Origin of the sequence: Algibacter lectus, from assembly GCF_004368925.1 — a bacterium.
GTDB classification, from domain to species: domain Bacteria; phylum Bacteroidota; class Bacteroidia; order Flavobacteriales; family Flavobacteriaceae; genus Algibacter; species Algibacter lectus.
Map to the genome: position 1 here is coordinate 296477 of NZ_SORL01000007.1, position 23493 is coordinate 319969.

General features: G+C 32.8%; 17 protein-coding genes. 9 read left to right on the forward strand and 8 right to left on the reverse strand.

The annotated features are described in order from the left end of the window. Positions 1-10 precede the first annotated feature (10 nt). The gene (locus tag DFQ06_RS02260; RefSeq protein ID WP_133965792.1) at positions 11-490 is read left to right on the forward strand and encodes a hypothetical protein; all 480 of its coding nucleotides are present in this window, start codon (positions 11-13) and stop codon (positions 488-490) included. Between the two features lie 69 nt (positions 491-559). On the opposite strand, the gene DFQ06_RS02265 is transcribed toward DFQ06_RS02260, so the two are convergent. After that, the gene (locus DFQ06_RS02265) at positions 560-2371 is read right to left on the reverse strand and encodes a cytochrome-c peroxidase (protein ID WP_133965793.1); all 1812 of its coding nucleotides are present in this window, start codon (positions 2369-2371) and stop codon (positions 560-562) included. Positions 2372-2447: 76 nt separating this feature from the next. Beyond that, a complete protein-coding gene (locus tag DFQ06_RS02270) occupies positions 2448-3983 on the reverse strand; it encodes a PhoX family protein (RefSeq protein ID WP_133965795.1) in 1536 nt (511 codons plus the stop codon). 295 nt (positions 3984-4278) lie between these two features. Between DFQ06_RS02270 and bshC the strand changes: the two genes are divergently transcribed. The 8 genes from bshC to yidC all read left to right on the forward strand — a co-directional run bounded on the left by bshC (position 4279) and on the right by yidC (position 17368). After that, entirely contained in the window at positions 4279-5880 is a 1602-nt protein-coding gene (bshC, locus tag DFQ06_RS02275; protein ID WP_133967158.1) for a bacillithiol biosynthesis cysteine-adding enzyme BshC, read from the forward strand. Positions 5881-5935: 55 nt separating this feature from the next. Then, complete coding sequence (gene guaA / locus DFQ06_RS02280) at positions 5936-7471, forward strand: glutamine-hydrolyzing GMP synthase (RefSeq protein ID WP_042506487.1); 1536 nt, start codon at positions 5936-5938, stop codon at positions 7469-7471. A 210-nt stretch (positions 7472-7681) separates the two neighbouring features. After that, positions 7682-9622: a LysM peptidoglycan-binding domain-containing protein gene (locus DFQ06_RS02285; RefSeq protein WP_133965796.1), complete on the forward strand. Its 1941-nt coding sequence runs from the start codon at positions 7682-7684 to the stop codon at positions 9620-9622. Between the two features lie 64 nt (positions 9623-9686). After that, on the forward strand, positions 9687-10226 hold the full coding sequence (locus DFQ06_RS02290; protein ID WP_083415716.1) for a DUF922 domain-containing protein: 540 nt from the start codon (positions 9687-9689) through the stop codon (positions 10224-10226). 4 nt (positions 10227-10230) lie between these two features. Next, entirely contained in the window at positions 10231-10458 is a 228-nt protein-coding gene (locus DFQ06_RS02295; RefSeq protein WP_074936106.1) for a DUF3820 family protein, read from the forward strand. 176 nt (positions 10459-10634) lie between these two features. Next, on the forward strand, positions 10635-13547 hold the full coding sequence (locus DFQ06_RS02300; RefSeq protein WP_133965797.1) for an FAD-binding and (Fe-S)-binding domain-containing protein: 2913 nt from the start codon (positions 10635-10637) through the stop codon (positions 13545-13547). 206 nt (positions 13548-13753) lie between these two features. Next, positions 13754-15397, forward strand: a complete 1644-nt coding sequence (locus DFQ06_RS02305) for a CTP synthase (protein ID WP_042506491.1) — start codon at positions 13754-13756, stop codon at positions 15395-15397. 81 nt (positions 15398-15478) lie between these two features. Continuing rightward, the gene (yidC, locus tag DFQ06_RS02310; RefSeq protein WP_133965799.1) at positions 15479-17368 is read left to right on the forward strand and encodes a membrane protein insertase YidC; all 1890 of its coding nucleotides are present in this window, start codon (positions 15479-15481) and stop codon (positions 17366-17368) included. A 375-nt stretch (positions 17369-17743) separates the two neighbouring features. On the opposite strand, the gene DFQ06_RS02315 is transcribed toward yidC, so the two are convergent. The 6 genes from DFQ06_RS02315 to DFQ06_RS02340 form a co-directional block, all read right to left on the reverse strand. Beyond that, positions 17744-19996 carry a TonB-dependent receptor gene (locus tag DFQ06_RS02315; protein ID WP_133965800.1) on the reverse strand — a complete coding sequence of 751 codons (2253 nt, stop codon included), beginning with the start codon at positions 19994-19996 and terminating at the stop codon, positions 17744-17746. Between the two features lie 96 nt (positions 19997-20092). After that, positions 20093-20368 carry a hypothetical protein gene (locus tag DFQ06_RS02320; protein ID WP_052415525.1) on the reverse strand — a complete coding sequence of 92 codons (276 nt, stop codon included), beginning with the start codon at positions 20366-20368 and terminating at the stop codon, positions 20093-20095. Positions 20369-20425: 57 nt separating this feature from the next. After that, on the reverse strand, positions 20426-20920 hold the full coding sequence (locus DFQ06_RS02325; protein ID WP_074936095.1) for a DUF6787 family protein: 495 nt from the start codon (positions 20918-20920) through the stop codon (positions 20426-20428). A gap of 37 nt (positions 20921-20957) precedes the next feature. Beyond that, positions 20958-21401 carry a DUF6146 family protein gene (locus tag DFQ06_RS02330; RefSeq protein WP_042506496.1) on the reverse strand — a complete coding sequence of 148 codons (444 nt, stop codon included), beginning with the start codon at positions 21399-21401 and terminating at the stop codon, positions 20958-20960. Between the two features lie 209 nt (positions 21402-21610). Further along, on the reverse strand, positions 21611-22246 hold the full coding sequence (locus tag DFQ06_RS02335) for a DUF937 domain-containing protein (RefSeq protein WP_042506497.1): 636 nt from the start codon (positions 22244-22246) through the stop codon (positions 21611-21613). Positions 22247-22440: 194 nt separating this feature from the next. Next, positions 22441-23391: a D-2-hydroxyacid dehydrogenase gene (locus DFQ06_RS02340; protein WP_042494914.1), complete on the reverse strand. Its 951-nt coding sequence runs from the start codon at positions 23389-23391 to the stop codon at positions 22441-22443. Positions 23392-23493 lie beyond the last annotated feature (102 nt).

A 23493-nucleotide genomic window follows, 5' to 3' on the forward strand; every position in this document is an offset into this window, starting at 1 on the left:
TTAAAAGAAAATGGAAACATTCACCTTAGCACGCGTTATTCATGTTATAGCTGTTATTTTATGGATTGGTGGAGTCTCTATGGTAACTACCGTTATTATTCCGGCTGTAAAAAAGCTAAAATCTAAAGAAGATCAAATTAAAACTTTTGAAGCGTTAGAAGGTAAGTTTGCTATACAAGCTAAAGTAACAACTTTACTAACCGGACTTTCTGGTTTCTATATGTTATATGTGCTCGATGCTTGGGATCGATATTTTGATTATCGGTTTTGGTGGATTCATGCTATGACTTTAGTTTGGGTACTTTTTACTCTTATTTTATATATTTTAGAGCCGCTTATATTGCATAAATTATTCAAAAAATATGTAGAAGAAAATCCTTCAAAAACATTTTCAATACTTCATAAGGCGCATTGGTTTTTACTAATATTGAGTTTAATAACTACGGCAGGAGCAGTTGCTGGTAGTCATGGTTGGTTTTTTATAAAATAAAAATCCGCCATAAATTGACGGATTTTTAAGAGTTTCATTATTGTGTTCTAAAAGTTTTAGAGCTAATGTTTAATACACATCACTAACTGTTTCCGTTAGCGTTTTCATAAAAGCGACTAAGGCGTTTTGTTCTTCAGTTGTTAAATTAAGTTCATCGAATGGCAAAGTTTGGTGTTCTAAATCGAAACCTAGACCGCCACCACCTCCAAGGTTGTAAAATTCTACAACTTCCTCTAAAGATTTATAAACACCATTATGCATGTAAGGCGCTGTTAGAGCAATGTTTCTAATACTTGGTGTTTTAAACATGCCTTTATGTAGTGGTTCTTTAAAGCTCCAATAAAAACCTAAATCATCATCAAGTTGTTTGTTTTCTGCTGTTTCCGGAACTCCAATAACTTCTTTTTCTGTTTCAGTATAAAAAGGAGGAACGGTTCCGTTGGTTAAAGGCATAAAGTGACAAGTAGCGCACAAGGCTTTTCCCATAAATAAATTATATCCCAGTTTTTCTTCATCTGAAAAGTTATTTTCCTCGCCTCTTATGTTTTTATCAAATTTAGAATTGAAACCATTTAAGGTTGAAATATATGATGAAATGGCTTTTATAACATCCGTATTATTTGATGAAATTTTTCCGAAGGCATCTTTAAAAAGAGTGGTATAAGTTGAGTCTTTTAGAATGGCGTTTGAGAACTTATGCACATCGGAGTTAAACTCTTTATCATTTGTAAATACAGATGAAATTTGATCTAACAAGGTGTTTGAGCGTCCGTCTAAAAAGAAACTTTGTTGAAATGCCGTATTTATAAGTGTGGGTGTATTTCGTAGCAATGGTTTACCTTGATTATCTAAATTTAGTGCAACATTATCGGCATAGCCTTTATTAGGTAAATGACAGGTAATACAAGCCATTTTTCCGTTTTCGGAAAGTTTAGGGTCTGAGAATAATTTTTTACCTAAAGTAATCTGTTTCTCAGTTGGGTTTTGGTTGATAGCAGCTGTAAAATAATTTAAATTAAAACTATCGTCTTCAAAAAAAGTAGGGGCATCAAAATTAAAAGGAGTAGTGTCTATTGGTTCCCAAAGTGCACTAGATTTTCTAATATCGACCCAATTTCGAGTAATCGGATTCATATAATCGCGTGTAAATGTAAAGCGATCGAAAGTATCAAAATCTTGATTTTTTTTAATAAAAGCAATAGCTTTTTCAATATTAGCATTAAAATCGGAGTCTAATTTTTCATTCTTAAGTTTAATACTATTTTGTATGGTAGCCTTATAGACGGTTTGTAAACTTTCTAGTGAAACAATAGTTTCATCAATGCCTAAATGACTTACTGGCGTATCAAAACCAGATATGGCTAAGCTTACTATACGTAATAGTTGCTGGTGTGTGGCTATAAAAAAGCGTTGAGGATTAAGGTCTCTTTTGTCAATAGCTTTTTTAAGGTTAGAAAGCATGCCTTTTTGCACGTATAGTTCTTGTTTAAAATCGGCTTCGGAAGTTTCATTATCAAAAACACTTTCTTCTATTTTTTGATAACCAACTGGTTTGATAATCTTACCGGTGTCTTCTTTATAAATAGGTAGGGCAGGGCCGTTTGCTCTGTGGCCAACCTCCGGATTTAAATACGATGCGTAAGGTTCGGCTTTTTTGAAAGCAACACGAGATAAAGCGAAATAGGTTTTGGCTTTTTTACCGTGCATACCTTCCGTTTCTAAACTATCGATATAACTTAAAGCTAAATCTATGTTTTGGGAGTAATAGTTTTGTGCAGCCGACCAATTTATTACAGAAATGGTTTCTTTTTTATCCTGTTTGCATCCAGTTATTGAAATGCAAATAATTAAGAAGAATAGCGATTTTAAATATCGAAACATGTGTGAAAGTTATAAAAATGAAAGAATCTTCATTGTGAAAATGAAGATTCTTAATATTAAAAAAATATTGTGTTTACTATCTAGCTAAGCCTTTTAATAATACAATTTGTCCACCTTGGTTATGTGGTAAACTGCTAGAAACAAAATCATCGCTTTCCCAGTAATGTGGTTGTAAGTTTAAAATAAATGTATCTGGCACACCTACTTTATCAGAGATATCAGTTAAAGCACCAAACTCACCAGAAAATCCTGTAGATCCTGTTGGGTCTAAGTTATTTTCAACTTTTAATTCTAAAACAACTTTATTATTGTTACCATCTAAATCTGCTTGGTAAATTTGTGCAGCATGGTTTCTAGAGAAAGAATTTGGATCTTCTTGCACGTAGATAAAGTTTTCTGTAACGCAAATATTATCTGGACTTTGTAATTCTGCAAGGTTACCATCTTGATTGTTAGTATCAGTGTTTCCGCTAATAATTTGAGTTAATTTACCTTCTAATGGATTAGTTTCATCAAGTTCAATTTTGTAAACAGTTCCCCAATCGTTATAAGTTCCTCTTCCTGGACCTCTTCCTGTTACCGCAAAAAATACGTCTCTTGCATCTGCATCGCTACCTTTTTTGTAATCAACATCTTCAACACGCATAAACTGAGAAGCAAATACATTAGTACAAGCGGTTTCCATTTCACTTTTAGTTAAAGCCGCACCATCTACGATTTCTACAAATTCGATGTCGTAAGTTTTTTGAAAATCTAAACTACCTTCGTTGTAAACTTGATCTGCAGCAACATCCATAGTTCCGCCAGCACCATCAGAAACTTGCTTAAATCTTAAAACATAAATTTTTCCGTTTGCTAAATCTGCATCACCGTTTTCAGATAAATACATAGTTACTTGGCCTTCAGACCCGCTAGAATCATCATCTCCACCAATAATTACCGTTTTACCAGTATAAGCACCTTTTGGTAATGGTACAGCGTTTTCCCAAGAGAATTCACCTAAAGCATCTAAACCAAAATCTGCAGTTGGAGTAGGTGTTTCAATCCAAGGATCAATTCCTTTAACATCGTAAGCGTAACTTTCTGAAGCAGATAAAAAGATATCTTTATCACCACCATGTTCAGCAGCTTCCCACATAGTACCAGAACATTGTCTTGCATAATCTGCAACACCACTATTTAATAACCAATCGCCAGAAATAGGATTAAGGTCTTTATCAAAACGAATTCTAGAAACAGCATAATCATCTTCTGCATTTACAACATAGATGTACTCATCACCATCTTTTAAAAATCCTGCACCATCTTGAGCACCAACTAAACGAAAACCGTTAGAAAGCACATCGGTAGAACTTAATAAAGAAAAAGCTTCTACTGTACTAAATTCACTGTGTAATTTTACTAAAGGAGCTAAAGACGATTTATTACTAAACATAGCTTCTGGTGGTGTAAAATCTTCACCATCCTCACCATCTTTTCCGTTTTCGCCATCTTTTCCGTCAACACCGTTAATACCATCTTTTCCATCTTCGATATCACAGCTAACTATTACTGTACTTGTAGATGTTACAATAAAAAGGAATAAAAATAATTTAATGTACTTGTTCATCATTTAATATATAAATATTGGTTAATTAATTCGGTTCAAAATTAGAATTTGAATCAAACAACCGTGTTAACTAACTGCTGTGCTTAATTTAATTTTAAGTAACCTTAGTGTTAAAAAGATTACTTAAATATTAACAACATGTAGAATTAAGTACTGAAATGTTAAGTGAATATAAAATGAATGTTTCTTAAATTTAATACGACAAAATTGGTGGTTCAATTTCCTGTTAATTCTTAACGAAATTTTTAGAATTTCAAAATTGAATAAGCTTATATTTACATTTTCTATCTATTTTAATATGCCAGCAGACTGTATTTCGTTTAAAAACACAGGATATTTTTCAAGTTTAATTTGTGATTATCTCGATGAAAATCAAGAGTTAAAACCATTTTACAATCGTTTTCCAAACCTTGATAATTTTAAAAATCAAATTGAAGAAAAGGGAGCGAGTTTTACTCCAGAATCTCGAAAAGTATTGCATGGGGTACTAACTGAACAGTATAAAAAGGTTGAAGCTTCGGTATTAACACTTCAAAACATAGATTTATTAAAACAGGAAAATACCTTTACGGTTACAACTGGACACCAGCTAAACTTGTTTACGGGACCACTGTATTTTCTGTATAAAATAGTATCGGCTATTAATCTTTCAAAAGAATTAAAAGAAAAATATCCCAATCAAAATTTTGTTCCTATTTATTGGATGGCAACAGAAGATCATGATTTTGATGAAATAAATTATTTTAATTTCAGAGGAAAAAAAGTGCAATGGAATAAGGACGCTAGCGGAGCTGTAGGAGAATTATCTACCGAAGGTTTAGCGGAAGTTTTTGAAGTGTTTTCTAATGAAATAGGGCATACCAAAAACGCAGAGCATTTAAAAAGCCTTTTCCAAGACGCTTATTTAGAACATGATAATTTAGCCGATGCTACCAGATATTTGGCAAACGCTGTGTTTCACGAATATGGTTTAGTTATTGTCGAAGCCAATAATGCCGCATTAAAAAAAGAGTTTATCCCTTTTATAGAAACCGAATTGTTGAACCAAACATCGTTTAAGGCGGTTACGGAAACTATAGAAGATTTAAATAATTATTCTGAAGGCTATAAAGCGCAAGTAAACCCAAGAGAAATAAACTTATTTTATTTAAATGAAAATTTAAGAGAACGTATTGTTTTTGAGAAAGGTGTTTATAAAGCGATAAATACCGATATAATTTGGACAAAAGCGGCTATTCTGGATGAAGTAAAAAAACATCCGGAGCATTTTTCACCAAATGTGATTATGCGACCTCTATACCAAGAAGTGATTTTACCAAACCTGTGTTACATAGGTGGAGGAGGAGAATTGGCGTATTGGTTTCAATTAAAAAAATATTTTAATACAGTAAATGTACCTTTTCCGGTATTGTTATTAAGAAATTCAGTTTTAATTCAAACGGAAAGTCAGAGTAAAAAGCTTGAAAATTTAAATATTTCTAAGGAAGATGTTTTCTTAAAGCGAAGTGCTTTCATTAATAAAAAAGTTAGAGAAATATCAAATATTGATATCGATTTTTCTGAACAAAAGAAACATTTGATAAAGCAATTTGAAAGTATGTATAAAATTGCCGAAGACACCGATAAATCGTTTTTAGGTGCTGTAAAAGCTCAAGAAGTAAAGCAATTACAAGGTTTAGAGCATTTAGAGAATCGTTTACTTAAAGCTCAAAAACGTAAATTGAAAGATGCCGTTTCGAGAATGACGGACTTACAAACCGAACTTTTTCCGGGTGGTAGTTTACAGGAACGAAACACTAATTTTTCGGAATTTTATTTAGAATATGGCGAGCAATTGTTACCAAACTTAATAAAAAACTTACAACCTTTAAAAGGCGATTTTTTACTGTTAACAATTTAGTTAAAAAAGTTGCGGTGCTAATTCGTCATTTTAAAATCAATCGTTATTTTTGCGCATGCAACATGACAAGGTACTTATTTTAGACTTCGGATCGCAATACACACAACTTATTGCCCGTCGAGTTAGGGAACTCAACATTTACTCCGAAATACATCCATTTAACAAAATTCCAACCAATTTAGACACCTACAAGGCGGTTATTCTTTCGGGAAGTCCAAACTCTGTAAGAGGTGAAGATGCTTTGCATCCTGATTTATCAGAAATTAGAGGGAAAAAACCAATGCTAGCCGTATGCTATGGCGCGCAATATTTAGCGCATTTTTCTGGAGGTGAAGTAGCACCATCGAATACCAGAGAATATGGTAGAGCGAACTTATCGTTTATAAAAACTGATGAGCCTTTTGTGAAAAACATTAGCAAAGGCAGTCAAGTTTGGATGAGCCACTCTGATACTATTAAAAAATTACCAACAAATGGTGTTTTAGTAGCTAGTACAAACGACGTAGAAAATGCCGCTTACAAAATTGAAGGAGAAACAACTTATGCCATTCAATTTCACCCAGAAGTTTATCATTCTACAGATGGCAAACAACTTTTAGAAAACTTTTTAGTGGGTATCGCTGGTTTAAAACAAGACTGGACTCCAGATTCTTTTGTTGAAGAAACTGTAGCTGCTATTCGCGAGAAAGTAGGAAATGATAAAGTAGTTTTAGGGCTTTCTGGTGGTGTAGATTCTACCGTAGCAGCGGTTTTACTTAATAAAGCGATTGGTGAAAACTTATATTGCATTTTTGTTAATAATGGATTGTTACGTAAAAATGAATTTACATCAGTTTTAAAACAATACGAAGGTATGGGCCTTAACGTAAAAGGCGTTGATGCGTCTGAGCGTTTTTTAGAAGCTTTAAAAGGTCTAGAGGATCCTGAGAAAAAACGTAAAGCCATTGGTAATTCTTTTATTGAAGTTTTTGATGATGAAGCTCACAAATTAACTGATGTAAAATGGTTAGCTCAAGGTACTATCTATCCAGATGTTATCGAGAGTGTATCTGCTACAGGCGGACCATCGGCAACCATAAAAAGTCACCATAACGTAGGTGGATTACCAGATTTTATGAAACTTAAAATTGTGGAGCCACTTCGTGCTATTTTTAAAGATGAAGTACGCCGTGTTGGTGCTACTTTAGGTATCGATCCAGAATTATTAGGTCGTCACCCTTTTCCTGGCCCTGGTTTAGGAATTCGTATTTTAGGTGATATTACAGCCGAAAAAGTACAAATGCTTCAGGAAGTAGATGCTATTTTTATAAATGGTTTAAAAGAATGGGGATTATATGATAAGGTTTGGCAAGCAGGTGCTATGTTGTTACCAGTTAACAGTGTAGGTGTAATGGGAGATGAGCGTACTTACGAGAAATGTGTTGCACTTAGAGCTGTAGAAAGTACCGATGGTATGACGGCTGATTGGGTAAACCTACCTTATGAGTTTTTACAAAAAACATCAAACGATATTATTAATAAAGTAAAAGGTGTAAACCGTGTTGTTTACGATATTAGTTCTAAGCCACCAGCAACCATTGAATGGGAATAGGGGTTTGTAACCAATTTTAATCCTATGGAATTTTGTTTTGGCAAGCAGAACACTAATGCCTATAATTTTTAGTAATTAGTTGGCTGTTTTGTTAAAAACGAACGTATATCCAAATAATGATAATACCTAATTGATGTTTAAGTTTTTTGGCATGTTATGTGCTATATCTATAAAAACAAGCATCAATTAGGTAATTTTAAAAAAACATAAATGAGTAAATTCTTTTCCATTATTTTAATTGCTATAATGTGTAGTTTTGGCACATTACAAGCACAAAATTTTAGTACACACCAAGTAAAAGCCGGGGAAACCATAGAGAGTATTGCTAAGCGTTATTATATAACCGCGAACGATATTTATACTTTAAACCCAGATGCTAAAAAGGAATTAAAGGCAAACACTATTTTAATTATTCCTATTTCTAAAGCTAATAAGCCAACAGTTACTACGGTAAAGGAATTAAAAGGTTTTAGAACACATAAAACTAAACGCAAAGAAACGTTATACAGTTTAGCTAAAAAGTACGATGTATCGGAAGATGATATTAAAAAGTACAACAAGTTTTTATATGCAAATACACTTCGTAAAGGTGATAAGCTTCAAATCCCTATTTTAAAAGAAACTAAAGTTGTTGATGAAGTAAAGAATACAAAACCATATTTGGTACAAGCCAAAGAAGGTAAGTGGCGTATTGCTTATAAATTTGGAATTACTTTAGAAGAATTGGAAGCGCTTAACCCTAAAATGGGAGCTGTACTTCAAGAAGGGCAACAAATTAATGTTCCTAATTTAGAGAAAGAAGAAATTAAGAAGGTTGATGAAACTTACGGTTATTATAAAGTATTACCTAAAGAAGGATTTTATCGTCTAAAACTAAAATTAGGTTTAACTCAAGAAGAGCTAGAAGCTTTAAATCCTGAATTAAAAGAAACGGGATTAAAAGTTGGTATGATTTTAAAAACACCACAAGGCAATACTAATTTAGCGGGTGTTGTAAACGCAAGTTATGATGGTACGTCTTCTGATTTAAAAATGAAGATAAAAGATTACGGTACTAAGCATATCGCTGTTATGTTACCTTTTAGATTAAATCGTGTGGAGTTTGATACCACTGAAGACACTAAAAAAAGTATTAAAAGTGATCCGTATTTAAATGCATCTTTAGATTTTCAATCTGGAGTTTTAATGGCTATCGATTCTTTAAAAGCTTTAGGTCTTTCTCTTAAAGTTGATGTTTATGATACCAAATATGAAGTAAGTGAAGTGTCCAGAATTTTGGCAGCTAACGATTTTAGTGATGTAGATGCTGTTATTGGCCCATTAACGCCAAGCACATTTGCTAAAGTAGCATCAGAATTACAAGTAAACAATGTACCAGTAGTTTCTCCAATTGGGTTAGATTTACAATTACGTTCTAACGTTTTTCAATCTAGACCTAAAACAGAATTATTAAAAAGTAGAATTGTACAATTCGTTAAAAAAGACACCTTAAGTAATAATGTTATTATTGTGGCAGATTCTAAACACGTATCTATAGCAAACGAATTAAAGCGTACGTTTAATCAAGCTTCTATTGTTTATTCAAGAAAGAATAAAAAAGGGCAAGATGAAAATTATGTACTTGTTAATGATATTGTAGGTTCATTAAAAGCAGGTAATAACTATGTGTTTTTAGAAACCACTAATGCTGGTTTTGTATCGAATGTAACAAGTTTATTAGCTTCGGTTAATAATACTATAGAGCCTGGACAAAAAAATAACGACAAAAAGAAAATCACTTTGGTTACAACCGATATGAATGATGCTTTTGAAGGTGATCAGGTTTCTAACGAGCATTTATCTAAATTAAATTTTCATTTTGCAGCAACTTCAAAATGGTTTGATGAAACGGAGAATAGCTTTGTTAAAAAATATGAAAGTATGTATAACACAACTCCAAACAAAAGAGCTGTTCGTGGTTTCGATTTAACGATGGATGTGGTTTTACGTTTGGTATCTTCAAATAGCTTGTATGAGTCGGTTAACGACGCGCCATTAACAGAATATATTGAAAGTAAATTTGCTTATAAAAAAGATATTTCTGGGGGGTATTATAACGACAGTATCTATTTAGTAAAACATCAAAATTTACGTATTGTAGAAGTGAAGTAATTAAAAGTAAACCAAGATATAATCTAATTGTTTTATATCATATTAATAAATTCAATTTTTTATTGTGATTAAAATATTAGCATTTTTATTTTGTACTATAAGCTTCCAAACAGGAGAAGCTGTTATTTCTTGGGAAGATGATTATAAATTGTCTTGGTCAGATTTTAAAGGAAAACCAAAGCAGAATTCAGGAGCAGTTGCAGAAACTGCATCAGGAATTAGCTTTGGTTTTTCTGTTAAAGAATTAAACTCTAATATTGTAAGTTATACAACTGAAGTACATGCTTATTTTAGTGTCGAAAAATCTTGGTTTCATAAAGATAAAGCCAGTGATTATATTTTAGAGCATGAGCAATTGCATTTTGATATAACAGAATTGTTTGCAAGAAAATTTAGAAAAGAAATTGCTCAACAAAAAGTTTCAAACGATATTAAGGCTAAATTAAAAGTAATTTACAAAAAACATGTTACCGATTTAGGAATGATGCAAAAACGCTATGATGCGGAAACAGATCACTCTAAAAAAATCGATGCTCAACAACGATGGCAACTTTTTATTAAGAAAGAACTTGATAAGCTGTCTAAATTTAAACTTATAGAATAACCCTGTGGTTCCAGATAAACATTTCCTGATAACATTAGCCCATACCAAAATGCCTTTTGGTAAATATAAAGATCGTTACTTAATAGACTTACCCGAATATTATGTGGTTTGGTATCATAATAAAGGGTTTCCAAAAGGAAAGTTAGGCGATATGCTTAAACAAGTTTATGAACTTAAATTAAATGGTTTGGAAGATTTAATTAGAAATATACAGCGTAAGTATCCTAAATAAATAGTTATAGTTTATGCGCGTCTTCATTTTCAAAATCTGCATAAATTAATTAAGATTACTAGCCGCTTTTTAATTAAAACTAATAACTTTGATATTATTAGAATTTAGTTATTCTAATGGCGCGGCGCTTTTCTTAAAAGCCCGTTGTATTTAACGAAACTATATTTATACATAAAATGACTTTAGCTGATTTAAAATCGGAGTTATCTGGAGAATTATTATTCGATAATTTATCAAAATCTATTTATGCCACAGATGCTTCGGTTTATAGAATGTTGCCCATGGCGGTTGCATATCCAAAGGATAAAGAAGATATAAAAAAGCTAATTAGTTTCGCAAAATCTAATAATACAACTTTAATTCCGCGTACAGCAGGAACATCTTTAGCAGGGCAATGTGTTGGTAAAGGTATTGTGGTAGATGTTTCAAAATATTTCACCAAAATTATAGCGTTTAATAAAGAGGAGCAAACCGTTACGGTACAACCGGGTGTTGTGCGCGATGCGCTTAATAATTTTTTAAAACCTCACGGCTTGTTTTTCGGCCCAAATACGTCGACTTCAAACCGATGTATGATAGGTGGGATGGTTGGTAACAATTCATCTGGAACAACATCTATTCAATACGGTGTTACCAGAGATAAAGTATTACAATTAGAAACTATTTTAAGTGATGGAAGTGAAGCTGTTTTTGGCGAATTAACTTCTGATAATTTTAAAAAGAAAATAATAGAAAATACTTTAGAGGGAAAGATTTATAAATCGATTTACGAAGAATTAAAACAGGATAAAGTCAAAAACCGAATTATTGAAAACTTCCCTAAACCAGAAATTCATAGACGAAACACAGGTTATGCTATTGATGAGTTAATAAAATCGAATGTTTTTTCGGAAACTCCTGAGAAATTCAATATGTGTAAACTGCTTTCTGGTAGTGAAGGAACATTGGCTTTTTCAACGGAAATTACTTTAAAATTAGATAAACTTCCACCTAGCGAAGCCATTATGGTTGCGGCACATTTTGATAGTATAGAAAACTGTTTAAGTGCTGTAGAATTAACTATGAAATATAATTTGTTCAATTGCGAAATGATGGATAAAACCATTTTAGATTGTACTAAACAAAATAAAACCCAAGAAGAAAATAGAGCATTTATAGAAGGCGATCCCAAAGCTATTTTAATGTGCGAGGTAAGAGGCAATTCTGTTGCCGAAGTGGAAGCTTTAGGTTTAGCTTTAGTTGAAGCTATAAAAACATCAAATCTTAGTTATGCTTACCCATTGCTGATTGGAGATGATATTCAAAAAGCAAATAATTTACGTAGTGCAGGTTTAGGCTTGTTGGGAAATATGATTGGTGATAAAAAATCGGCAGCGTGTATAGAAGATACTGCAGTTGCTTTACCAGACTTGGCAAACTATATAGCTGAGTTTACTGCTTTAATGAAAGGCTACAATCAAGACGCCATTTATTACGCACATGCTGGTGCAGGAGAACTGCATTTACGCCCTATTTTAAATTTGAAAAAAGCTGAAGATGTTGTTTTATTTCGAAAAATAACCACTGATGTAGCTCATTTAGTTAAAAAATATAATGGATCCATGAGTGGCGAACATGGCGATGGTATTGTACGTGCTGAATTTATTCCTTTAATGATTGGTGAAGAAAATTACCAATTAATAAAGCGTATAAAATCGGTTTTCGATCCTAATAATATTTTCAATCAAGGTAAAATTGTAGATGCTTTTCCTATGGATCAAGCACTGCGTTACGAAGTAGGCCGTAAAGAACCTGAAATAAAAACAATGCTCGATTTTTCGAAATCCCAGGGCATTTTAAGAGAAACTGAAAAATGTAATGGTTCTGGAGATTGTAGAAAATTACCAGAGTTTGGCGGAACCATGTGCCCAAGTTATCGTGCAACTCGAAACGAAAAAGATACTACTAGAGCACGTGCTAATGCTCTACGAGAGTTTTTAACGAATTCTGATAAAGAAAATAAATTTGATCATGAAGAGTTAAAATCTGTGTTCGATCTATGTTTAAGTTGTAAAGCTTGTGCATCGGAATGCCCAAGTAGTGTTGATGTGGCGAGTTTAAAAGCAGAGTTTCAATATCAATATCAAAAAGAACATGGTATTCCGTTTAGAACAAAACTTTTCGCTTATAATAATCAATTAAATAAATTAGGAAGTGTAGCGCCAAGTTTAACTAATTTCATGTTTTCAAACAGGTTTACATCTTCAACATTAAAAAAAGTATTTGGTATTGCTCCCGAACGTACATTGCCATTAATTTCAAGTAAAAATTTAGAAAAAGAATATAAAATTCATTCTAAAACTAGAACTTCTAAAAGATATATTAAAACTGTTTATTTATATAATGATGAGTTTACAAATTATTTAGATACTGAAGTAGGAGTAGACGCTTTAGAGCTTTTAAATGCTTTAAATTACAAGGTTGAAATGGTTGCAAATGAGGAGTCTGGACGAACCTATTTATCTAAAGGATTATTAGAGCAAGCCAAAAAAGCAGCTAATAAAAATATTAATATTTTTAAAAATATAATTTCAGAAAACACACCTCTAATTGGTATTGAACCTTCGGCTATTCTAACTTTTAAAGATGAATATTTAAAATTAGCAGACGATAAAATTTCAGCAGAATCTATAGCAAAAAGCACATTTTTAATTGAAGCGTTTATTCAAAAAGAAATTGAATTAGGGAATATAAAAGCAGAACAATTTACTTCGGAAGCTAAAACCATTAAATTCCATGGACATTGTCATCAAAAATCTGATAGCAATCAGTTGTCTAGTTTTACCGTTCTTAATTTGCCAAAAAATTATAAAGTAACCATAATTCCGAGTGGTTGTTGCGGTATGGCAGGTAGTTTTGGTTACGAGAAAGAACATTATAGAGTAAGTATGCAAATAGGCGAACAAACGTTGTTTCCTGCCATTAAAAAAGCAGCTGTAGAGACTGTTATTTCCGCAAATGGTACAAGTTGTCGCCATCAAATTAAAGATGGTACAGGCCGTGTTGCAAAACATCCTATTAGTGTTTTAAGAGAAGCTTTACTGTATTAATTTATAGATTTGGAAAATAGTTTCAAGTGCTATAGGTTATTTATTTCTAGACAATAATTCCTTTTAAAATTTAGTGATTTTAGTAATAAATTTGAGCTCAAAATTACTTCAAAATCATTATTAATCAATCACTTTCAAATTAGCCTAAAACAATTCCTAAATAACTATTTAAATTTTGTAAATTTGCCTGCGTTTATAAGCGCAACATGACAACTACAGCAAAATACATTTTCGTAACCGGTGGGGTTACATCATCCCTAGGAAAAGGGATTATCGCGGCATCGCTCGCAAAACTTCTACAAGCACAAGGCTATAGAGTAACTATTCAAAAACTAGATCCGTATATCAATGTCGATCCAGGGACTTTAAACCCTTACGAACATGGTGAATGCTATGTTACCGAGGATGGTGCCGAAACCGATTTAGATTTAGGACATTACGAACGTTTTTTAAACGTGCCAACTAGTCAGGCAAATAACGTTACTACAGGGCGTATTTACCAAAGTGTAATTCAAAAAGAACGCCGTGGTGAATTTTTAGGAAAAACGGTTCAGGTGGTTCCTCATATTACCGATGAGATTAAAGAGCGTATTCAAATGCTTGGTAAATCTGGCGATTACGATATTGTAATTACAGAAATTGGTGGTACTGTTGGAGATATTGAATCATTACCATACATAGAAGCTGTACGCCAATTACGTTGGGATTTAGGTGAAAATAACGGTATTGTTATTCATTTAACTTTAGTACCATTCTTATCTGCGGCTGGCGAATTAAAAACAAAACCAACCCAACATAGTGTAAAAACATTAATGGAAAGTGGAGTACAAGCCGATATTTTGGTTTGTAGAACCGAGCACCAATTACCTATGGAATTACGTCGTAAACTTGCATTGTTTTGCAATGTTAAGCAAGAGGCTGTAATTCAATCTATAGATGCGTCAACTATTTACGATGTACCTAATTTAATGCTAGAAGAAGGTCTGGATAAAGTTGTGCTTAAAAAGTTAAATTTAGAAAGCATTGTACCAGATATTTCGAACTGGAATAAATTTGTACATCGTCATAAAAATCCAAAGTATGAAATTACTATTGGTTTAATTGGTAAATATGTAGAATTACAAGATTCTTATAAATCAATTTTAGAAGCTTTTATTCACGCTGGAGCGGAAAATGAAGTAAAAGTTAATATTGAATCTGTACATTCAGAATATATAAATGAAGATAATGCTAAACTAAAACTGGGCCATTTAGATGGTGTTTTAGTAGCACCAGGATTTGGTGAGCGTGGTATTGAAGGTAAAATTGATGCTGTACGTTATGTACGTGAAAACAATGTGCCGTTTTTCGGAATTTGTTTAGGTATGCAAATGGCAGTTATTGAATTTGCTAGAAACGTACTGAATTTAAAAGATGCTGATTCTACTGAAATGAGTCCGGATACCAAAAATCCGGTTATCAGTTTAATGGAAGAGCAAAAAAGTGTTACCGATATGGGAGGTACCATGCGTTTAGGAGCTTGGGATTGCGATTTAAAAATCGGTTCGGCCATTCGTGATATTTATAAATCGGAAAGTATTAGCGAACGTCATAGACATCGTTATGAGTTTAATAGTGATTACAGAGAGCAAATTGAAGCTGCCGGAATGAAAGCAACAGGATTAAACCCAAATACAGGTTTAGTTGAAATCGTTGAAATCCCTACGCATCCTTGGTTTATTGGTGTGCAGTATCATCCAGAATACAAAAGTACAGTGGCCAATCCGCACCCTTTATTTGTAGCTTTTGTAAAAGCAGGATTAAACTTTAGTAAAAAGCGTAAAAGTGCCAAGATGGCACAAAACGAATAGTGGATAGTTTTTTGATTTAAGAAAAATAATAGAAAAAGGCCTGATGGATGTTTTAATTTGTCAGGTCTAAAATTTGAATACATGGAAGAAAAGAAATTAGACGTTAATTCGATTATTGGTTTTGTACTTATTTTCGGAATATTAGCGTACATGCTTTGGCAGAATAAACCAACGCCAGAAGAGCTTGAAGCACAAGAAAAAGCAAAGCAAGAACAAATTGCAGCAGAAAATAGTGCCAAGCAAAATGACACCAAAGTAATTACGGCAGACGATTTTAAAGCTGCTGGTGTTTCAGATTCATTACAATTGATTGGCTTAAAAAATAAATTTGGTGCTTTTGCTTATGCAGCATCAACGGCTTCAGATAAAGAAACCCTTGTTGAAAGTGATGTTTTCGCTTTAAAATTTAGCAACAAAGGTGGTTACCTTTCAGAATTACAACTTAAAAAGTTTGTTAATTACGATTCACTTCCTATTTACATCATAAAGGATCGTAATTCAGTGTTCAATATTAATTTTGGAACAACAGATAGTAGAACTTTAAATACTAAAGATTTATACTTTACGCCATCTGTAACTAAAAGTGGAGAGAATACTGTAGTTTCAATGAAACTTAAAGTATCAGAATCTAAATTTTTAGAATACCGTTACGAGCTTAAACCTAACGATTACATGATCGACTTTACGGTACGTTCTCAAGGGTTAAGCGATGTTATTAATAGCTCTCAAGTTATTAATTTAGACTGGGCTTTAAAAGGATATAGACACGCTAAAAGTATTTCTTATGAAAACAGGTATACGGATATTCATTATGAGTATGAAGATGGCAAAGCGAACTACACAGGTGCTCGTGATGCTGATGAGGAGTTAGAAGATGTAACTTGGATAGGCTATAAGCAACACTTCTTTTCATCTGTATTATTAACAGATACAGCATTTAAAACAGCACAGATTAAATCTGAAAACTTAGTTGATGATGAAGTTGTAGATACGGTCTATACAAAATATTTCGATTCTAAAATGCCATTGGCATTACAAGCAGGAGAGCTGAACCAGTCTATGGATTTCTATTTTGGTCCTAATGATTTTGACGTTGTAAACTCTTATGATCGTAATTTAGACGAGTTAGTGCCATTTGGTTGGGGACTTTTCGGTTGGATTAACCGTTATATCTTTACGCCATTATTCGGCTTTTTAGGAGGCTTTTTACCTTACGGTATCGCTATTATTGCTATGACGGTTTTAATTAAATTAATGCTATCATTTGTACAGTACAAGCAGTTTTTATCGCAAGCGAAAATGAAAATTCTTAAACCAGAATTAGATGCTATTCGCGAAAAGCATAAAGACAATAAAATGAAAGCGCAACAAGAAACTATGGCGTTGCAAACTAAAGCAGGAGCAAGCCCTATGGCAGGTTGTTTGCCAGCTTTAATACAGCTTCCTGTATTCTATGCTTTATTTCAATTTTTCCCTTCTGCATTCGATTTAAGACAAAAATCTTTCCTTTGGGCAGACGATTTATCATCTTATGATGTTATTGCAGATTTACCGTTTAACATTCCGTTTTATGGAAACCACGTAAGTTTATTTCCGTTATTAGCATCGATTGCAATTTTCTTTTATATGCAATTAACAACAGGGCAAAACATGCAATCGCAACCACAGCAAGAAGGTATGCCGGATATGGCAAAAATGATGAAGTACATGATGTATTTCTCACCAATTATGATGTTATTCTTCTTTAATAATTACGCTTCAGGATTAAGTTTATATTACTTTATCTCGAACTTAATTAGTATCGGAATTATATTAGTGATTAAGAATTTTATTTTAGATGAAGATAAGATTCATGCACAAATTCAAGAGAAGAAAAAACAGCCTAAAAAGCAAAACAAATTTCAGAAAAAAATGGCTGAAATGATGGAGCAAGCAGAACAACAAAAGCAAGCTCAGAGTAAAAAGAAATAAAGTAAACTTTTTATATAATTTTAAAGCCCATGAACTAATTAGTTTATGGGCTTTTTCTTTTCTTAAATCTTGGGCGTTACCCAAAAGGGTCAGGCTTTCGCTACTCAATCTTTTTTTAGTTAAGACACATTGATAAAAGGTTATGCCATGCCGTGATAATAATGTTAATATATTTATTAGAGTATAGCCTAAAAAAAGGATTTCAAACAAGCCGCTCAATCCTTAACGCAAAATCTAGGCCTTTCTAAGGGAGATAAATGTATTTTTACATATAAGTATGTAAATTTTAAAATCTTGTCTCAAGATTTATTAAAACATAAAAAAAATCTGCAAGTTTTTACACTTACAGACCTTTAAAGAGAGATGCTTTATATACTAAAGCTTAAAAATAAACCCTAGATTAATGCTACGGCCTATATTGTAAATACCATCGGTTTTTAATCTAGATAGATGGCTAATGTATGTTTTGTTTGTTAAATTGGTACCAGAGATTGTAACCTGAACGTCATTGTTGAAAACCTCAAAACTACCGCCTAGTCCTGCACTTAATAAGCTGTAACCATCAGTTGCTGTTTCAAAATCACCAACGTTGTTTTGGTCAAAAGCGGTTAGGAGTTTTACAAAGGCATAACCATCTTGAATCCAGTTTTTCTCAAATTCTATTCTCACCATATTGGTTAAAGTATTTGCAGGAATTAGAGGTAGATAGCTGTCATTATCAAGTTTTCCTGTAACCATTTCAAAGCTAGATTCAAAGTGTAACCAATCTATAGGGTGTGGGTGTAAGTGAAAACCAAATTCTCCACCATATAGGTAAGCATCGTCTTGTAAATAAAGAAAAACCGGATCATCATTCACAAAGCTGCCATCTGGAGATAAGAAAATGTAATTATTTATTTTGTTATAAAATCCATTAGCAAAAAGCTCTAAATGTTCATTCTGAAATTCTAAAGACAAATCTGCTTGAAAGTTTTGTTCACTTTTCAAGTTTTCATTTCCAATTTCATAACGGTTTGTACCTTCATGACTGCCTTCCGAAGTTAATTCTGATAAGTTTGGAGCTCTAAACCCGGTTGCTAAATTTACACGGGTTGTTAAGTTTTTAGCAATATCTGTTTTAACTCCAAAAGCACCATTAAAACTTTCAAAGCTTTTATTTAACCCGTTTAGCACATCTATAGTTCTGGTGTCAAAACGCGCTCCAATTTGTATATCGGCTTTTTCAAAATGAATATGCGATGTTCCTAAAATACCAAAATCATTAGTTGTTGCGTCTGGTATAAGTTCTTCTTCACCGTAATTAGAATTGGTTTGGTGCATACCTTGTACACCAAATATAGTCTCAAACTTCCCTAATTGTGGTAAGCTATATTTAACATCATAGTTAGCCGTTTTAAGCTTCATGTGCAAGGCTGCTTCTAGAATATCATCATCGTGATCTTCTTCATCATGGTGCTCTTCCTCGTCATGATCTTCTTCTTCATGTTCCTCATCTTCATCGTGGTCATGTTCTTCTTCAAACTCTTTTCTATCATTATAGATATAGCCTATATTAATATCTAATCTAGAATCGTTAAAAAACACGGTTGATTTAGAGCTCATCACGTGGTTTGTAATATCTTGATAAGGTAATAGAGGCGTTTTGTTTGTAGATTGTTCGCCAATTTCTTCAGGAATTCCAAGTTTAGAATGGTTGACATTGTAACGAAATTCAGTTTTAAATTTAGAAACTTGATAGCCAACACCTGCTTTAAAATCTTGTTCTCTAAAACGTGTGTTTGTTACGCGATAATCTTCGGTATCGTAATCTGAATGTTCAGCTAAACTTCCTCTAAATAAAAATTTCCAATTATTTTCTGAAGTTTTAAAACTAGCACTAGTGTTAAAGCCTTGTGTATTGCTAAAGTAATTTGCTCCTAAATCACCACTAGATGTTCCTTCTTCAGCAAAACGTTCTGGATTTAAATACAAAACTCCACCAAGAGCATCACTACCATAGAGTAGGGAAGCAGGGCCTTTGATAACTTCTACACTTTCAACTCCAGCATCGCTTAATCCAAGGCCGTGTTCGCCTCCAAATTGTTGATTTTCCAAACGAACACCTTGTGTGTATACTACAACACGGTTAGAGCTTAAACCTCTAATTACAGGTTTACCAATACCCATACCGGTTGTTACACTTTCTACACCTGCAATATTTGTTATTCCATCGGCTAAAGTTACAGCGCCCTTGGTTTTTAAATCTTTAATAGATTTTTGTTCAACCTTCATAACATTATCGCGCTGTAATTTATGGAAAGGCGTTGATATAATGATACTCTGCATTTCTATGGCAGATGGAGTTAACTTTATTTCAATGTCTTCTGTAGATGGTATAATTAATTTTAGAGATTGAGTTTCATAACCAATCATAGAAAATAAAATATTATAACTACCAGAAGGTAAGTTTTCGATAGAAAAGCGTCCGTTTTCATCGGTAGCAGCACCTTTTTCTAAATCTGGGAAATAGATATTTACAAAGGCTAACTGATCTTGGTTTGAAGCATCTAAAACGACACCACTTATTGTATTTTGAGCATATACACTCGAGATTGCTAAAAATAGCAACGCGCTTAAAAATATTCGCATAATGAGAGAGTTTGCGCTTTCTTGTTAAAATGAATTAAAAGAAAACGTATTAATTTAATGAATAATATAACCGAAGAAATCCGGGATGAGATATAATTAAATTAATACTGGAGGGCCGCGAAGAGAGGCCTGTAAGCGTTGAAATTCACTAATAAAACTGTATTGAGAAACAAGTTCTATTGGTGTTTCTTTTTCAATAAAGAATGTAAAAGTGTAATCTGAAAAAGAGAAGTTGTTATTGATTTGAAACTTATGAAATTCACAATCTAAATCTACTTGGTGAATATGCAAATTATCACCATTAGTACATACTTTGTGATGATGATGTGCAAAAACATGAGCCATTTTTACACCTGCTGGAACAAACAGCATGAGTGCTAACAAAACTGTTAGTGACTTAAAAATGATATGTTTTTTTATAGCGTTCAATTAATCTACCAAACGTTTTAAACCAATTCTACGGAGCATTTTCTTTTCGAAATTCCAAAAGAATTTATATTGCCCAAAGATCCAACCTATTAAAACAAGAAGGATTTGGTAAAAAATAAAACCAATAACAATATATAAAAACCAGTATGCAAATGTTGGCAAATTGTCTCGGTTAATACCCATAAGTTTTATTAACGGACGACTTACAAAAACAGAAGAAGATCCTGTAGAAGCAAAAACCAAGAAAATACTAATTAATTCCCATCGGTAATTGACTTCCCATTTTTTTTCTAGTTTCTCGAAAATTTTAAGAATGAATTTTAGAAGAACAAAGAATATTACGGCTCCTAAACCTATTAAAATAGCTAGGTTTTCTTTAGAAATAAATAAGCCTGCCAATTTAAAAGATGAGTAGCCTAATGCAACCAAACCTATAAAAGGAAAGATAAGTTGCCAATTTTTAGTTATTTGCCAGTTAGCCTTAAATTTTTGCACATGTTACGTTTAGAAATGCAAAAATAGGTAAAGTGTTTTAAATACGAGGATTGTAAGGCCCTAATCTTTGTTTATAAGTTCGTTGAAAGTAAATGAAGTAGTTATAAAGTTTGTAGTTTACTTCGTAACCATAATCTATATGGCTTTGATAATCAATTTGTAACTCGTATAAATTACTATTAAATCGAGATGGTTGATTGACGCGTTGATTCCACTCAATAACATATTGATAATTTCTAGTTTCTAAATATTGCTGTGAATAAAAGCCTTCTGGTCGTGCTTGGCTAGCTAACCAAAAGTTAAAACCTGGTTCTATGATGATAATTTCGTATTCTAAATCGTCGTTTGAAATAGTTACAGTATCACTAAGTTTTTCGTTGGCTACTTGTTCGTTTTTTGTTTTGTTTGGAACAGCGGTTCTTCTGGTATTACAACTAGCAACAAAGGCACAAACTAATAAAAGGTATATAAAGTTTTTCATAATAAATATTGTTTAGTCAAATTTAGGCTTCATTACTCTGTTTAAAAAAGATGAATGAGTAAACCGTGTTTTTGACTGAGCGAACGGCTTTAAGTTCATTTTAAATTTACAAAAACCATTCCTTAATACAGATAAACTAAATGGTTTTAACAAAAAAAGAGTCAAGCTATTAACTTGACTCTTTTTATATATTTATGTAATTCAGGAATTTATTTACCGAAAAGACCTCCTAAAAGACCTCCAATACCACCAGATTTGTTAGCACTTCCAAGTACCATTCCAGCTACATCATCAACAACACTACCGTCACCATCTGCATCTAAAATAGACTCTAAGAAACTTTGTTCTTTATCTGCAGAACTTCCACCAAGTAGACCACCTAATAAATTACCAATTCCATTAGAATCGCTCACGTTTTGTTGTTTAGCTTGGTTGCCTAAAACCCCCATTAAAATAGGAGCAGCAACTTTTAATATATTAGCAACAGAACCAGCATCTAAACCAGATTTCTGACCAATAACTTGTTCTACACCACTTTGTTTAGCACCTAAAACGTGACCTAATATTTTTTCACCATCGTTCTTTACAGCATCATCAACACCACCACTAAATAATCCGCCAAGATTATCTAAAATGTTACCGTCTTGTTTACTTTGAATAGCACCCATAAGTCCTGCTGCACCTTCTGGTGTTGCTGCATTACGTTGCATAGCTTTCATTAAAACAGGTAAAGCCATTGTTAATACGCTTCCTGTTTTGTCTGCGTCGTTTCCTGTTGATCCGGCAACACCGCTAATGATTGATTTTCCTAAGTCACTGCTTAATAAGTCTAAAATTCCTGACATTTGTTTTGTTTTTAAGTAATACCTATTTAGAAGAAAAAGGTATTTAGGGTTTATAAATTGGATTTCAAGGTACAAAAAAAGTCCTTACTTCTAATATTAGGACACATAATTTCCCGATAGGTCACATTTAAAATGAAGAAACCCTCAAAACAAATGTTAAGAGGGTTTTTATAAATTTAAATTATTACTAATTCTTATCCAAGAATAGAAATAATTTGAGTTGCTAATTCTGTTCCAATTCTATCTTGCGCTTGATTAGTTGCTGCACCAATATGTGGTGTAAGCGATAACGCAGAATTCATTAGTAATTGCATTTCTGGTTTAGGTTCTTTTTCAAAAACATCTAAAGCAGCTCCTGCTACTTTTCCACTTTCAATAGCTTTAACAAGTGCTACTTCGTTAACTACACCACCACGTGCTGCATTAGCAATAATAACACCATCTTTCATTATTTTGAATTCTGCCTCGTCGATAACATAATCGTCTTGAGCAGGAACGTGAAGCGTGATAAAGTCCGATTGCTTTAAAACGTCGTCCTTAGAAATAGTTTTAATATCAAAGTTTACTTTTTGACCATCAAAAAATTCTAACTCTAAGTTCGCATTTTCTAAAAATGGATCGAAAGCAACCACTTTCATACCAGCTCCTAAAGCTACTTTTGCAGTGGCTTGACCAATACGACCAAAACCTAAAACACCTAAAGTTTTTCCTTTAAGCTCAGTTCCTTTAGCATAAGCTTTCTTTAAACCTTTAAAGTTGCTATCACCTTCTAGAGGCATATCGCGGTTTGAGTTATGTAAAAAACGAGCTAAACCGTAAAAGTGACCAAATACTAATTCTGCCACAGAATGAGAAGAAGCAGCTGGTGTATTAATTACAGAAAGTCCTTTTTCGCGAGCATACTCTACATCAATGTTGTCCATACCAACACCACCACGACCAATAATTTTTAATCCTGGGCAAGCATCTATTAAATCTTTACGTACTGTAGTTGCACTACGTACTAATAAAACAGCGATGTCTTTTTCGTTGATATAGTTTATTAATTGTTCTTGAGCTACAGTTGTTGTAATTACTTCGTAACCTGCTTTTTCTAAGGCATCAATTCCACTTTGAGAAACGCCATCGTTTGCTAATACTTTCATTGTAATTGTTTTTTATTCCCACATAAGTGGAAATTTTTTATATTTAATTATAGTTGTTGTCTTTATTATATTTCTGCTAACGCAGAAATCAAAAAGCTGAGT

Bases quoted from the DNA above. Each gene is read 5' to 3' on its own strand.
- DFQ06_RS02260 (WP_133965792.1), top strand. From the start codon at position 11: ATGGAAACATTCACCTTAGCACGCGTTATTCATGTTATAGCTGTTATT.
- DFQ06_RS02265 (WP_133965793.1), bottom strand. From the start codon at position 2,371: ATGTTTCGATATTTAAAATCGCTATTCTTCTTAATTATTTGCATTTCA.
- DFQ06_RS02270 (WP_133965795.1), bottom strand. From the start codon at position 3,983: ATGATGAACAAGTACATTAAATTATTTTTATTCCTTTTTATTGTAACA.
- bshC (WP_133967158.1), top strand. From the start codon at position 4,279: ATGCCAGCAGACTGTATTTCGTTTAAAAACACAGGATATTTTTCAAGT.
- guaA (WP_042506487.1), top strand. From the start codon at position 5,936: ATGCAACATGACAAGGTACTTATTTTAGACTTCGGATCGCAATACACA.
- DFQ06_RS02285 (WP_133965796.1), top strand. From the start codon at position 7,682: ATGAGTAAATTCTTTTCCATTATTTTAATTGCTATAATGTGTAGTTTT.
- DFQ06_RS02300 (WP_133965797.1), top strand. From the start codon at position 10,635: ATGACTTTAGCTGATTTAAAATCGGAGTTATCTGGAGAATTATTATTC.
- DFQ06_RS02305 (WP_042506491.1), top strand. From the start codon at position 13,754: ATGACAACTACAGCAAAATACATTTTCGTAACCGGTGGGGTTACATCA.
- yidC (WP_133965799.1), top strand. From the start codon at position 15,479: ATGGAAGAAAAGAAATTAGACGTTAATTCGATTATTGGTTTTGTACTT.
- DFQ06_RS02315 (WP_133965800.1), bottom strand. From the start codon at position 19,996: ATGCGAATATTTTTAAGCGCGTTGCTATTTTTAGCAATCTCGAGTGTA.
- DFQ06_RS02320 (WP_052415525.1), bottom strand. From the start codon at position 20,368: ATGCTGTTTGTTCCAGCAGGTGTAAAAATGGCTCATGTTTTTGCACAT.
- DFQ06_RS02330 (WP_042506496.1), bottom strand. From the start codon at position 21,401: ATGAAAAACTTTATATACCTTTTATTAGTTTGTGCCTTTGTTGCTAGT.
- DFQ06_RS02335 (WP_042506497.1), bottom strand. From the start codon at position 22,246: ATGTCAGGAATTTTAGACTTATTAAGCAGTGACTTAGGAAAATCAATC.
- DFQ06_RS02340 (WP_042494914.1), bottom strand. From the start codon at position 23,391: ATGAAAGTATTAGCAAACGATGGCGTTTCTCAAAGTGGAATTGATGCC.